Here is a 13,858-nt window from a genome sequence, read left to right on the forward strand (position 1 = left end):
CGGTACGTAAGATAAAAAAATGTTTACAGGAAATACTCTAAGAATTCCATGACAGGAATTCTTTTTTTATTTGAAAATTTTTTCTGAAAAATTTTTACAATTTTGACTAGATAATAAAATGAATATGAACTATAATTTAACTATGAATTGAAAATAAGTTTATTTTTTTACACATTATTTGACTTGTTTTCAATTTTAGTCTTTTATGGATCTGAGAGCTGAAACAGAACAGTGATAAAGTGCAATCTCATTTCTTTTGGATCGGCTTGTGGAACCATACAAATGAATACAGCATGGATTTGTACCATGAATCTGGTTTTTGACATGCTCATCATTCAAGGAGGAAGTTATGAAAAAAAGAAGAATGATCGCTGGTTTAGCATCTTGTGCTATGGCAACGACATTGGTTGCCTGCTCTTCCGGTTCTTCGGATAAGAACAATACGTTAACGGTAGGTGTGAATCAGGAATTAAACGGTGTCTTCAGTCCAGCCTACTATAGTAGCAGTTATGATAATTATGCTATTGATTTGGTATATGAAGGATTACTGGGTTACAACGCAGAGAACGAACTTGTTCCTGAATTGGCACAAGAGATGCCGGAAATTAGTGAAGATGGATTGACGTTCACGTTTAAAATTCGCGAAGGTGCTAAATTCTCCGATGGTACACCGGTGACCAGTAAAGATGTTAAGTATAGCTTTACTCTCTTAGCGGATCCTAGTTATACGGGCCGTTTTGCCATCAATGCCGAAAACATCGTCGGGTATGAAGAATACAACAAGGGAGATGCCACAGAATTGACGGGTATTGAAACGCCGGATGATGAAACCGTTATTATTCATGCCAAACAACCTCGTATTGATAATTTAGTGACATTTGGAGATAGCGTACGAATCATGAGTGCTGCCCAGTTTGATTATAAAAAAGGGGATACCAGCGAGATTGAATCCAATACGAGTGATATGTTAGGCAGTGGACCTTATAAATTAAATTCCTATGATAAATCTTCTGGTGCTTCTTTTGTGCGTAATGAGAACTATGAAGCAAAAGACGGAGAATATACGGTTGAAAAGATCATTATCAAGACAACCGATGTTCAGACAGAAGTGGATGAATTAAAATCTGGAAATGTCGATTTATTACCACAAACTATTGAACAACAAAAAATCGGTACGGTTTCCAAAGATGATAAATTGACTTATAACACGTATTTCCGCGCCGGTGAAGGTTATATTGGTTTTAATGCCGGTGAAGGGCATACAACGGCCGATAACGCTGTGCGTCAGGCTTTATCCTATGCCACAGATCGTCAGGCTTTTGTAGACAGCTACTTTAAATTTGAAGATGCTTCGGATGAAGTTACAGAAAATACAGAATTGGGTTATGTTCCAGATGTGTATTGGAATCCAGTATCAGAAAACTTAGGAGAATATGTACGTGGCGAAAAAACGATTGATGGCTTGACGGTTTATAATTTTGATCTGGAAAAGGCAAAATCGGTTTTAGAAGAAGCGGGCTGGAAAGTCGGAGATGACGGATATCGTTATAAAGATGGAGCAAAATTAGAAGTGAAATGGATGTTATCCAAAGATAATTCGGTTTTAGATACATTGATTCCAATGGTCCAGAAGTCCTGGAAAGAAATCGGTGTGGATTTGAAACAGACCACGGTGGATTTTAACACGTTGTTGGACACAGTCAGCAATCCTGAGAAATCTTCGGAATGGGATATCTTCTTCTTGGCAACCGGATATACAGGACTTGCAGATAGTGATGCCAATAACTACTATGGAGACACCCCTGATAACTATTCACATATTCGAGATGCACAGTTAGAGGACTACTTGAAAAAAGGTTTATATACCAATGATGTGGAAGTTTCTAAGGAAAACTATTTAGCAGCTATGCAGCGTGCTTCACAATTGGATGCATACTTGCCGATTTATGGAAACCAGTATTTTGATCTTTATAATAAACGTGTTAAGAATTTGAATACGTCTTCGGTACATAGCTGGGCACAGGCAATGGATCAAGTGACTCTTGAAAACTAAACCAAAAGGAAGAGCAAGCCTTTCGACTTGCTCTTCTATTTATACGTAAGGAGGCAGTCTAATGATTAAATATATACTCAAGCGACTCTTGGTCTTGTTACCGGTATTGTTGGTGATATCCATCGTGATTTTTGGCACCGTTAAGGCTATGCCGGGCGATGAAGTCACCGCCTATTTTGGAGCCGGATCTAGGGCAACCGAAGAACAACGGGATCAGGTTCGTGAAAAATTAGGGTTAGATAAAAGTCTTCCCGAACAATATGTTCGGTGGTTAGGACGTGTTGTAACCGGTGATTTAGGAAATTCCGTTTCGTTAAAAAAGCCAGTTGCGGATGTAATTGGACCTTATGTATGGAATACGTTTTATCTCAATGCACTTTCTTTAATCATTGCATTATTATTCGCTATCCCTATAGGCATACGACAAGCCGTGAAAAAGGGGTCTTTTTTTGATAATTTCTGGTCCGTATTTTCACTGTTAGGAATTTCTGTACCGACTTTCTTTTTCGCAATGCTTCTAATTTTCTTTGTCGGTAATAATATTCCAGGCATGCCGATCAATGGTATGTATGATCCGATGTTGAAATCCTTTGGATATTCATCTGTTTTTCAAATGATTGGTGATGTGGCTGTTCACTCAATTTTACCGGTGACGGTTTTGGCCTTTAGCAATTTTGCCACGTTTTCTCGGTATGTACGTAACTCCATGGTTGAAGTCATTAACATGGATTACATTCGCACAGCGCGTTCGAAAGGGTTGAAAGAAAAAGTTGTCATTTATCGGCATGTGTTTAAAAATGCGCGCATTCCTCTTGTAACATTGTTGGGATTATATATTCCTTCTCTGTTTTCAGGTGCCGTTATTTTGGAAACAGTCTTTGTTTGGCCGGGCATTGGAAAAATTTTGATTGATTCGATCAATAATCGTGATACTTCCCTGGCAATGGCTTGTTTGATTTTTAGTGCTGTCTTAATGGTCTTGGGAAATTTATTAGCCGATATTGCGTATTCCTTTGTCGATCCAAGAATCAAAGTAGAGGATTAGAGGTGTTGATATGAAGAAAAAACAAAATATCATTTTAGAAAATGGAGAACATATCGATGTCGTTGGTCCCTGGACTCTGGCATGGCGTCGCTTTAGGGCAAATCGAATCGCAATGGCAGGTTTGATTATCTTTTTAGTCATTCTGTTTTCTGTGATTCTTGTACCGATTATTCTGGGGATTGATGTCAATGACTATGACTTGTCAAGTACGAATTTAGCGCCAAGTGCACAACATCTTCTGGGAACTGATAAACAAGGACGTGATGTATTCTTTCGTTTGTTTCTGGGGGGAAGAATTTCTATCTTTGTTGGGGTATTGGCAGCTGCTTTTACGGTGATCTTAGGTTCTATCGTCGGTGGTGTGGCTGGTTTCTACGGAGGGCGTATTGATAATTTATTGATGCGTTTTACCGAAGTCGTTTATTCTTTACCGTTTATTCCCATGATTTTAGCGGTCTCTTTTATTATGTTATGGGTGCCGCAGGAACAAAAACTATTGGTTGTCGCTCTGATCATTGGAGCACTTTCCTGGCCGGGTCTGGCAAGACTTGTACGAGGACAGATCTTAACCTTGCGGGAACAGGAGTTTATGCAGGCTTGTGAGGCCTTAGGCTTTTCAGATTTTTCTAAGATCTTTAAGCATTTGATGCCGAATGTATTTTCATTGATCATTGTGAATGCGACTCTGGGAATGGCTAGTGCCATCTTGACAGAAGCCGGGCTCTCCTTTTTAGGGATGGGCGTACAGGCACCGACACCAAGCTGGGGAAACTTGATGAATCTGGCAAGGGAATCACAGATCTTTTTGAACTATCCGTGGCAATGGGCACCGGCAGGAATCATGTGTCTTTTGACGGTTGTTTCAATTAATTTGATCGGTGAAGGAATACGAGATGCCTTCGATCCTAAGGCGTTACGATAGGAGGTTTGTATGTCCATAAATAAAAAAGTTTTAAAAGTAGAAGATCTTCGTATCTACTTTCATACAAAAAGCGGAGATGCCAAAGCAGTCGATGGCAATCACTTTACCATGTACGAGAATGAAACGCTGGCCATTGTCGGAGAATCCGGTTGTGGTAAATCGGTGACGGCCATGTCTATTTTAGGTTTGGTCGATAAACCAGGCGAGATCATGCCGGGCTCTAAGATCATGTATACCGGCAATGTACCGGAGAATGCAAAGGGGCTTAATTTAGCTCAGGCCAGCGATGAACAGATTCGTGAGATTCGTGGAAATGAGATTTCTATGATCTTTCAGGAGCCGATGTCTTCTTTAAATCCGGTGATCACGGTGGGTGACCAGATTACTGAAAATATTATGACCCATGAGGATGTAGATGCCAAAGTGGCACGAGAACGTGCCATTAAGCTATTAAATGAGGTAGGAATCAGTCGTCCGGAAAAAGTAGTCGACAACTATCCATTCCAGCTCTCCGGTGGTATGTGTCAGCGCGTCATGATTGCGATGGCACTCTCGTGCAAGCCAAAACTATTGATTGCCGATGAACCAACTACGGCGCTGGATGTAACAATTCAGGCACAGATTTTATCTTTGATGAATCGTTTAAAGGAAAAGACAGGAACTTCCATCATGTTGATTACCCATGATCTGGGGGTTGTGGCACAAGTAGCGGATCATGTCAATGTAATGTATGCCGGTAAGGTGGTTGAAAGTGCACCGGTCAATGAGTTGTTTGAAAACCCGAAACATCCTTATACGATCGGTTTGATGAAATCTATGCCAAGTCTGGCGGATAAAGAAGAACGACTCTCAACGATTGAAGGTTCGGTTCCAAATTCTTTGTATTTGCCAAAGGGCTGTTATTTTGCGGATCGTTGTCCTTTTGCGATGGAAAAATGTAAAGCAGAACAACCGAGTGATACAAAGATAAAGAGTCGCCATCATGTATGGTGCTTCTTACATGAGGAGGAAGATCATGCCGGAAAGTAAAAAAATCTTAGAAGTTAAAAATTTGAAGAAATATTTTCCCATTAAAAAAGGAAAGTATAAAGAAGGACAACCAGCCGTCAAAGCGGTGGATGATATTACCTTTGATCTTTATGAAGGTGAAACCTTAGGGTTGGTTGGGGAATCCGGCTGTGGAAAATCCACACTTGGTCGTACAATTTTACGCTTATATGAGCCGACCGGCGGTCGGGTTTTATTCCGTGAAGAGGATATTTCCAAGAAGAATAAAAAAGAGATGCGTAAGTTGCGAGAAGAGATGCAGATCATCTTTCAGGACCCGTATTCTTCCTTAAATCCGCGTATGAATGTGTTTAATATTTTGGCAGAACCACTACTGGCTCACGGCATCTTTAAGCGAGGGCCCGAGCTGGAAACCTATGTCAAAGATCTGATGGATCGATGTGGGCTGCCAAGCTATTATTGTTATCGATATCCGCATCAGTTTTCCGGCGGGCAAAGACAACGTATCGGTATTGCGCGTTCTTTGGCATTAAATCCAAGTTTTGTGGTTTGTGATGAACCTGTCAGTGCCTTGGATGTATCCATACAGTCACAAATTATCAACCTGATGAAAGATATGCAGGAAGAAAAGAAAATTTCGTATATCTTTATCAGTCATGACCTTTCCGTTGTGAAACATATTTCCGATCGTGTTGGGGTGATGTATTTAGGCTCTATGGTGGAATTAGCAGATAAAGAGGTGCTGTATCAAAACCCGCAACATCCATATACAAAAGCCTTGATTGCGGCCATACCGATTCCGGATCCTAAAAAGCGCAAAGAACTCAGTGTCATTCAGGGGGAAATTCCCAGCAACGTCAATATTCCAAGCGGCTGTAAATTCCATCCGCGCTGTCCTTTTGCCAAGGATATCTGCAAACAGAAGGAGCCGGCGTATCGCGAGATTCAAAAGAATCATTTTGTCCGTTGTCATTTTGCGGGAGAGTTTGAATGAATGGGCGTGAGCAATTCCGTTCGATTTTCAAAAAGAAAGAGATAAAACCGGACGCCTATACGAACCTTGAAAAAGGCGATAGGATGGCCTTAATGATTGCGGCGCTGAGTGTATTTGGACCGATTCTTTTGATGGGAATTGGAATTTTGGCCTTATTTATCTGGGGCTGGAATGCATTTTTTTGAAAGGAGAAGTTATGCAGTTTCAAGAATATGCGTATCAACATATGGATGCGCTCTCATTACAGAAACAATTATCAGAGCTTGCCGAACAGATACAGCAGGCCAATAATATAGAGCAAGTACAAGATTGTATCAAAAAAGTCGATACGATCCGTCGTTTTGTGGCAACACAGGTATCACTGGTTGAAATTCGCCACACCGTCGATACCAAAGATGCTTATTATACGAAAGAACAAGAATATTTGGATACGGTATTGCCGGAATTGGAAAAAGATTATGAAAAAATCAATCGTGCGCTTTTAGAAAGTTCTTTTTTAGAGGAGCTGAAACACAGGCTTCCGGAGACATTCTTTCTTCAAAAGGAAATGGATCTAAAAGCTTTTGATCCGATCATTATAGAAGATATGCAGGAAGAGAATCGTCTGATGACAAAATATCAGGCTTTAATTGCCAGTGCCGAGCTTCCTTTTGATGGCGAAATCTATAATCTATCCAGTTTGGAAGTCAAAACGAATTCTTCGGACCGTATCGTGCGAAAACATGCTTTACAAGCGTATTGGAACTGGTTTGAACAACACGAAGAAGAAGTTGCACAAATCTTTGATCAAATGATCAAGGTCCGTACACGTATGGCACAAAAGCTGGGATATGATAATTTTATTGCGTTAGGTTATGCTCGTATGCATCGCTATGACTATAACCAAGAAGATGTAGCCAAGTATCGCCGGCAGGTTTTAAAGGATGTTGTTCCTCTATGCAGTGCTTTGTACAAGCGTCAACAAAAACGTTTAGGCTATGATACCTTACATGCCTGGGATGAAAAGGTAGAATTTCTGCAGGGAAACCCAACACCTAAGTACGATCGTGCCGAGTTAGTCAAACGAGCCCAAAAGATGTATCATGAATTATCGAAAGAAACCGGTGTTTTCTTTGATTTCATGGTCGAACATGATCTATTGGATCTTGACAGTAAACCGGGCAAGGCAGCCGGTGGTTATTGTACGTTTATGCCCGATTATAAAAGTCCGTTTATTTTTGCGAATTTTAATCAAACGCAACACGATGCCGAGGTCTTGACCCACGAGGCAGGGCACGCTTATCAAATTTATGAGTCCAGAGATATCTATCCAAGTGACTGTGTTTGGCCAACCTATGAATCTTGTGAGATTCATTCGATGTCCATGGAATTCTTTACGCATCCGTGGATGCAGAGTTTCTTTGAAGAAGATGTAAATCGCTATTATTACTCGCATATGGCCGGAAGTCTTAAATTCTTGCCTTATGGTGTTTTGGTGGATCATTTCCAACATGAAGTCTATACCCATCCAGAAATGAGTCATAAAGAGCGCATGGATACATGGCGTCGTTTGGAAAAAGAATATCTTCCGCATAAAAACTATGAAGAAGTTGAAATACTGGAAAGAGGAGGCTGGTGGATGCGTCAGGCTCATATCTTTATGTCACCTTTCTATTACATTGACTACACCTTAGCCCAAGTCTGTGCCATGCAGTTTTGGGCACGTATGGAAAACAAGGATCCAAAAGCCTTTGAAGATTATCAACATATTTGTAAGATCGGTGGAACACTGCCATTTCGAAAGATCGTAAAAGAAGCCGGATTGATCGTTCCGTTTGAAGAAGGGTGTTTAGCACAAGTGACAGGCTCTGTTTCTCAATGGTTAGATGAAATAAGCGAGGAAGAACTGACGGCCTAATCCGATGCATCATATTGAAATCTATATCAGCAATTTAGAAAAAACGAGAGAATTTTACAGCTGGTTATTAAGCTTATTAGGCTTTACTTTATTTCAAAATTGGTCACAAGGTTTTTCCTATAGGAAAAATGGCTTTTATTTAGTTTTCGTTCAGGTACAAGAGAAATATCTTCCCAATGGATACAATCGTTGTCATATTGGATTGAATCATTTGGCATTTTCTTGTGAAGATAAAGACAAAATTGATCGGATCCGTGAACAATTGATTTTAAAAGGGATACCACTTTTGTATGACGAACAATATCCATATGCCGGAGGGATGAATCATTACGCTGTGTATTTTGAAGACCCGGATCGTATAAAGCTGGAAATCGTATTTCAAGAGTAAGAAGACTATATCAGCTCCCACTTTTAGTGGGAGTGATTTTATCTTTTTATAGAATAAGGAATAGTAACTTTATACAACTAAAAGGATTCGTTGTATTTTGACTTTTTCTGTTTCCAAGATTGGTACTTAATCGTCTAGAAATGAGGATTCATTTTTTATATGGCTTAACTTGCAATTTATTGACTTTAGCTCTTTTATGCAAATCTTTCCGGTATGCAGGTGAAAATATCCAGTGTTGTTAACTGACGAATATAAAAGTAACATTTTGTTTTCTTGAGTTTTCGCTTGATATAAATCAGTGTTTCCATCGAATCCATGTCTCTGCATTCTCTTTGCATGGTAAACAATGCCGCATATCGGTTGATATATTTGGAGGCCACTCCCTTATATCTCTTATACTGTGCTTCAATCTTCTGATGGAAACTGTTCACATTGTTGAGATGATTGACCCTGTCATAATCATCCTTTGTCTTCACGATTTTATGATCGCATTGTTTTTCTTCAATCAGCTCATTATAACTGCTTAATCCATCCGTCCAGATAAAAGAATGATTTTGAATGTGATCCTTCATTTTCAATATATCTTGACTGGAAGGTTTGGCCAGATTCAAAGCGTTCAGGATGGACTTTCCCAAACGTTCCACACCGCTCAGAAGACAAACCTGTTCATCGGACAGACCTCGTTTGGAGGCCGGTTCTCCTCTTTTCTTGCCGGGAACGGAAGAAATCTTTGTTCCCTTATGGGAAAAAGGTACATATTTTTCATCGAATTCAATCTCATCTTTCAGTACATAGGGGATACACCGTTTGTTCTAAAGAATGGAGATACTTATGACGCATGCGGAAGGCTGTGGTTTCATGAACATTGATTTTTACAGCCGTTTCCTTCATGGAATTTCCATTCTGAGTTTCCAGAATCAGATCATCCCATTTGGCCTGACTCTGATGAGAATAATAGGTTAACTCGCCATGGTCAATAACAAAACGCTTTCCACATTCATGACAGCGAAGCATTTGCTTACCGGCAGCGGTGAAACCGGCCTTGGTCAGCCGGGGATGAACAGCGCCACATTTCGGACAAATTTCAAAAGAGCATTCCTCACTTTCCTTATTCGAAAGAATAAAATCATTGACTTGACGAGTAATTTTTTCCACTTGGAAAGGATACAGTTCTGCCCGAATGGAAGAAGTTAAAATTTGATTTGTTTGTAACATGATGTGTACCTCATTTCTTTTTACACTTGAACGTTACAAACAAAACTGACATTATTTATGTCACATCAACAAATTGCAGGTTAAGCCTTTTATATTTGTAGAAGAATACAGAAAAATTGGATAGAAAATCTAAAAAAAGCACAGTTTCATTTGACTAATGTAGAGAATAAGTGTTAAATTGAATAAGCTGTGGGAGTGTGATTTTTATGGCGGATAAAGTCGTTTTAACGTGTAGTGAATGTCTGTCCAGAAATTATGTGACGACGAAGAACAAAAAAACGAATACCCAGCGTTTAGAGGTTAAAAAGTATTGCCCAAAATGTGGCAAACATACTTTACATAAAGAAACAAAATAGGAAAGGGATCGTTATGGCAAAAGAAAAGAAAGAAAGAAAAGAAAGAACATATTCTCCCAAAGGAATCTGGTGTGAACTCAAACAAGTAGAGTGGCCGGGCTTTAAAGGGTTGATGAAGTCAAGTGGATTGGTCATTTTGTTTACTTTATTATTTGGATTCTATTTCTTTATTTGTGAACTCGTAGCCAGCGGTCTTTTAAAAGTTATCGTTGGATAGTTTAGGAGGGACATCATGGCAGAAGAGTTGAAAAAAGAGTGGTATGTTGTGAATACCTATGCGGGACAGGAAAATCGCGTAAAAGAGAACCTGGAACGTCGTATCAGTACAATGGGATTGGAAGATTATTTATTCCAGATCGTTGTGGCAGAAGAAAAGGAAATCGAGTATAAAAACGGAAAACCGGTAGAAAAGACACGAAATTTATTTTCCGGTTATCTGTTAGTGCAGATGATCATGACCGATGAAGCATGGTATGTTGTGAGAAATACACCGGGTGTTACCGGATTTATCGGATCTTCCGGCAAGGGGGCTAAGCCTTTCCCGGTTGCGCAGGAAGAAGTCGATTCCGTGTTACGTCGTTTGGGTCGCAAAGATATCAACATTCAAGTTGATTTTGGTGTAGGTGATACGGTTGAAATCTTAAACGGGGCTTTCAAAAACTCAGAGGGAGTTGTGGAAGCTATGGATGAAGAAAAACAGGAAGCAACCGTATTGTTGATTCTGTTTGGACGTGAAACACCAACAGAAATTCCTTATATGGATTTAAAGAAAGTCGACTAGACTTTCTTTTTTTGGAGGCTTATGAAAACTTTACTCTTTGACTTGGATGGAACGATGTATCGGGGTACACAGATCATTGAAAGTGCCAAAACTTTTTTAGAACATTGTCAAAAACAGAACATTCCATATCTGTTTTTGACCAATAATTCGATGCGTACCCGCGAAGAAAACGTTATTCACATGGAGAATATGGGCTATACGGGTATTTCTCCAGATCAGTTTTATAACAGTGCTATGGCCAGTGTGCAGTATGTTCGCTCTCATTATTCAGGAAATACGGCTTACTATATCGGCAAGGAAGGTATGAAACAAGCCTTGTTGGATGAAGGTTTTACGATCACAGATCAAAATCCGGATTTTGTCTTTGTCGGACTGAATAAAGACGCCGATTATGCACAGTATTCCAAAGCACTGCAGTTGTTATTGAATGGGGCTAAGCTGATTGGCACCAATCAAGATCGTATCTTGGCAAAACCCGGTGGTTTTGAAATGGGCAATGGCAGCATCGTAGCCATGTTTGAATATGCATCTTCGCAGAAAAGTCCGAATATCGCAAAGCCACATACGCCAATCTTAGAACTTTGTCTTTCACACTTTCATTTGAAAAAGGAAGATGTGATTTTGATCGGAGACAATTTGGAAACGGATATTTTACTGGGGAAAAATGCGCATGTGCAGACGATCTTTGTACAGACGGGTGTTCATACACAAAAAGATGTGGAAAGACTGAACATTCATCCGGACATCATTGTTCGTGATCTATTGGACTGTTTGGACTTTTCTTTTGATTCGTTTATGTTATAATGGGTTCTGATAAGGAAGAGTGGATAAAATGGAAGATATTTTAAATGTAATTTTAATGGTGCTTTCGGGTATCATCATAATACTTGTACTGCTGCAGAGCGGAAAATCTGATGGATTGAGTGCTGCTTTTACCGGAAGTGGTGATTTGAACTTGTTTGCGGTACAAAAGGAACGCGGACCTGAGAAAGTCATCTCTCGAGCTACTTTGATTTGCGGAATTTTGTATTTCGCACTTGTAATCGCATTACAGATCGTTTAATAAAGGCCGTAAGGTCTTTTTTTGGTGGTGATAAAATGAAAGATCGAATCTTAGAATGTTTTGAAAAGAAAAAACAATGGACAATAAAGGATTTGGAACGAAAGCTAAAATGCCAATCCTCAAAGGATTTTACACAACTTATTCAGGCATTGAATGCACTGGAAGACGAGAGAATCCTCTGCAACAACCACAGTGTGTATTTTTATATTGATCAAAAAGAATTTGTAGTTGGAAAAGTAAAAGATATCTCAAAGTATGAATTTATGGTTTCCAATGGAGAAGATAAGGTGTATGTACCGAAAAAATATGGACGAAATGCCTTTGATAAAGATGAAGTCTTAGTGCATTGTACAAAAAAGAAAAACGAAATTATTCATATTTATTCGCGGGGCATTACAAAAGTAACCGGCACATTCTATCGAAGAAAAGGACAGTTTATCTTTTACAGTGATGTGGATCTGCATGCGTCATTTCAAATTCAGAATTTAGATGAATTTAATATTGAACATCGTATGAAAGCTCTGGTTTTGATCACCAAATACACCGATCCCTTACAGTGTCGTATTGAAAAGTTATTAGGGTATGAATATGAAAAAGGAATGGATATCACTTCCATCCTTTCCGCCAATAATGTTCGCCAGCATTTTTCGGACAAAGTGTTAGCCCAGGCCGATGCCATGCCCAAAGAAGTGCAGGAAGCAGAACGACAGGGACGAAGCGATTTTCGTGACTTAATGACAGTAACAATCGATGGTGATGATGCCAAAGACTTTGATGATGCGATCTCGATTGAAAAGACACAACAGGGTTATCGTTTGTATGTTCACATTGCGGATGTGTCGCATTATGTAAAAGAAGGCAGTCCAATCGATCAGGAGGCTTTTGCCCGCTCTACCAGTATCTACGTGGCGGATCGTGTTGTACCGATGTTGCCGTTTGCCTTAAGTAATGGCATTTGTTCGCTCAATCCAAATGTAGATCGTTGCACGTTGAGTTGTGTCATGGATATAGATTTTTCGGGTCGTTGTCTGCATCATGAGATTGTGCCAAGTCTGATTCATTCCAATCAACGTTGTACCTATGCCAAGGTCAATCGGTTTTTACAGGGCGATGGACAGGCGCAAAAAGAATATGAAGACATTCAAGAACTTTTGTATTCATTTGAAGCTTGTGCTAAATTGTTACAGGCGCGCTCACACGATCGAGGAACGATTGATTTTAATACAAAAGAGCCTAAACTGGTTTTGGACGAAGAAGGAAAATGTATCGATGTGCAATGCAGAGAACGAGGCTTTGCCGAGCAGATGATTGAAGAGGCTATGATCCTGGCCAATGTTTGTGTGGCACATACATTAAATACTTGTGAAATTCCGGGTATCTATCGAGTCCATGAAACACCGGATCCCAAAAAAGTTTCACATTTGACCATGTTGGCCCACTCATTGGGAATTCGAACCTCATTTTATCCAGATTCTGTCACGACCAAGGAGATGCAGCAGTTTTTGGAGTCGATTCAAGATCCTGCCCTTTGTGATGTATTAAGCTATGTAGCTTTAAGAGCGATGCAGAAGGCAAGATATGATGCCAACTGTCTGGGACACTTCGGCTTATCTTTAAGCGAATATTGTCATTTTACTTCGCCGATTCGTCGCTATGCGGATCTAGTCGTACACCGGATGTTGCGTAAATATTTATTCTTACAGAATAAACAAGATAAAAATACAGATTTGGCGAAATGTGAACGGCAGGCATTCTACATTTCCGGAAAAGAAAAAGATGCCGTGAATGTGGAGCGGCAGGTCAATGACTATAAACGTGCGGAATATATGGAAGATAAAATCGGTCAAATATTTAAAGGGAACATTGTCAGTGTGCATAACTTTGGATTTTTTGTGGAATTACCAAATACGGTAGAGGGACTGGTACCGATTCATTCTTTGGATGACTATTTTGATTTTGATGAAGTCGCCTCACGCCTGGTTTCTCAAGATCGAAAGAAAATATATACGATCGGACAAAAAGTCAAAGTCGTCTGTGAATCTGTGGATAAACTGAAAGGACAAGTTAGTTTTGTGTTAAAGTAAAGGCTGTGCGCGTCACAGTCTTTTTTAGAAGTTTGCAAGGATACTTTTATGA

The 13,858-nt window shown here is 39.7% G+C and carries 16 protein-coding genes; 14 read left to right on the forward strand and 2 right to left on the reverse strand.

Annotation, left to right across the window (positions count from 1 at the left end):
• Window positions 1–349 precede the first annotated feature (349 nt).
• The 8 genes from U0M88_RS05995 (at window position 350) to U0M88_RS06030 (ending at window position 8,307) form a co-directional block, all read left to right on the forward strand.
• A complete protein-coding gene (locus U0M88_RS05995; RefSeq protein ID WP_205141921.1) occupies window positions 350–2,053 on the forward strand; it encodes an ABC transporter substrate-binding protein in 1,704 nt (567 codons plus the stop codon).
• Between the two features lie 61 nt (window positions 2,054–2,114).
• Window positions 2,115–3,098: an ABC transporter permease gene (locus U0M88_RS06000; protein WP_331869224.1), complete on the forward strand. Its 984-nt coding sequence runs from the start codon at window positions 2,115–2,117 to the stop codon at window positions 3,096–3,098.
• A gap of 10 nt (window positions 3,099–3,108) precedes the next feature.
• Window positions 3,109–4,020 (forward strand): oligopeptide ABC transporter permease, encoded by a 912-nt coding sequence (gene opp4C / locus U0M88_RS06005; RefSeq protein WP_331869225.1) that lies wholly within the window; start codon window positions 3,109–3,111, stop codon window positions 4,018–4,020.
• A gap of 9 nt (window positions 4,021–4,029) precedes the next feature.
• Window positions 4,030–5,049, forward strand: a complete 1,020-nt coding sequence (locus tag U0M88_RS06010) for an ABC transporter ATP-binding protein (protein ID WP_331869226.1) — start codon at window positions 4,030–4,032, stop codon at window positions 5,047–5,049.
• A complete protein-coding gene (locus U0M88_RS06015; RefSeq protein WP_331869227.1) occupies window positions 5,036–6,022 on the forward strand; it encodes an ABC transporter ATP-binding protein in 987 nt (328 codons plus the stop codon). Before U0M88_RS06010 ends, U0M88_RS06015 begins: the two co-directional genes overlap by 14 nt.
• The gene (locus U0M88_RS06020; protein ID WP_317396129.1) at window positions 6,019–6,207 is read left to right on the forward strand and encodes a hypothetical protein; all 189 of its coding nucleotides are present in this window, start codon (window positions 6,019–6,021) and stop codon (window positions 6,205–6,207) included. The genes U0M88_RS06015 and U0M88_RS06020 overlap by 4 nt, the downstream gene beginning before the upstream one ends.
• 11 nt (window positions 6,208–6,218) lie before the next feature.
• Window positions 6,219–7,919 (forward strand): M3 family oligoendopeptidase, encoded by a 1,701-nt coding sequence (locus U0M88_RS06025; protein WP_331869228.1) that lies wholly within the window; start codon window positions 6,219–6,221, stop codon window positions 7,917–7,919.
• Window positions 7,920–7,923: 4 nt separating this feature from the next.
• Window positions 7,924–8,307 (forward strand): VOC family protein, encoded by a 384-nt coding sequence (locus U0M88_RS06030; RefSeq protein WP_331869229.1) that lies wholly within the window; start codon window positions 7,924–7,926, stop codon window positions 8,305–8,307.
• 194 nt (window positions 8,308–8,501) lie between these two features.
• Here the strand turns inward: U0M88_RS06030 and U0M88_RS06035 are convergent, their stop codons facing one another.
• Window positions 8,502–9,107, reverse strand: coding sequence for an IS1595 family transposase (locus tag U0M88_RS06035; protein ID WP_168964878.1), 606 nt, complete (start codon window positions 9,105–9,107; stop codon window positions 8,502–8,504).
• Window positions 9,085–9,522, reverse strand: coding sequence for an IS1 family transposase (locus tag U0M88_RS06040; RefSeq protein WP_167699325.1), 438 nt, complete (start codon window positions 9,520–9,522; stop codon window positions 9,085–9,087). Before U0M88_RS06040 ends, U0M88_RS06035 begins: the two co-directional genes overlap by 23 nt.
• A gap of 206 nt (window positions 9,523–9,728) precedes the next feature.
• On the opposite strand from U0M88_RS06040, the gene rpmG reads away from it, so the two are divergent.
• Genes rpmG through rnr form a run of 6 tightly spaced genes read left to right on the forward strand, consistent with a single transcriptional unit; the run spans window position 9,729 to window position 13,806 of the window.
• Window positions 9,729–9,878 carry a 50S ribosomal protein L33 gene (gene rpmG, locus U0M88_RS06045; RefSeq protein ID WP_205141914.1) on the forward strand — a complete coding sequence of 50 codons (150 nt, stop codon included), beginning with the start codon at window positions 9,729–9,731 and terminating at the stop codon, window positions 9,876–9,878.
• A 13-nt stretch (window positions 9,879–9,891) separates the two neighbouring features.
• Window positions 9,892–10,095, forward strand: coding sequence for a preprotein translocase subunit SecE (gene secE, locus U0M88_RS06050; RefSeq protein WP_331869230.1), 204 nt, complete (start codon window positions 9,892–9,894; stop codon window positions 10,093–10,095).
• 15 nt (window positions 10,096–10,110) lie between these two features.
• The gene (gene nusG / locus U0M88_RS06055) at window positions 10,111–10,659 is read left to right on the forward strand and encodes a transcription termination/antitermination protein NusG (protein ID WP_022789327.1); all 549 of its coding nucleotides are present in this window, start codon (window positions 10,111–10,113) and stop codon (window positions 10,657–10,659) included.
• Window positions 10,660–10,680: 21 nt separating this feature from the next.
• A complete protein-coding gene (locus U0M88_RS06060) occupies window positions 10,681–11,463 on the forward strand; it encodes an HAD-IIA family hydrolase (RefSeq protein ID WP_270599481.1) in 783 nt (260 codons plus the stop codon).
• Window positions 11,464–11,491: 28 nt separating this feature from the next.
• Window positions 11,492–11,722 carry a preprotein translocase subunit SecG gene (gene secG, locus U0M88_RS06065; protein ID WP_022789329.1) on the forward strand — a complete coding sequence of 77 codons (231 nt, stop codon included), beginning with the start codon at window positions 11,492–11,494 and terminating at the stop codon, window positions 11,720–11,722.
• Window positions 11,723–11,757: 35 nt separating this feature from the next.
• Window positions 11,758–13,806: a ribonuclease R gene (rnr, locus tag U0M88_RS06070; protein WP_331869231.1), complete on the forward strand. Its 2,049-nt coding sequence runs from the start codon at window positions 11,758–11,760 to the stop codon at window positions 13,804–13,806.
• Window positions 13,807–13,858: the final 52 nt, after the last annotated feature.

The organism is Faecalicoccus sp., from assembly GCF_036552745.1.
GTDB lineage: Bacteria > Bacillota_I > Bacilli_A > Erysipelotrichales > Erysipelotrichaceae > Faecalicoccus.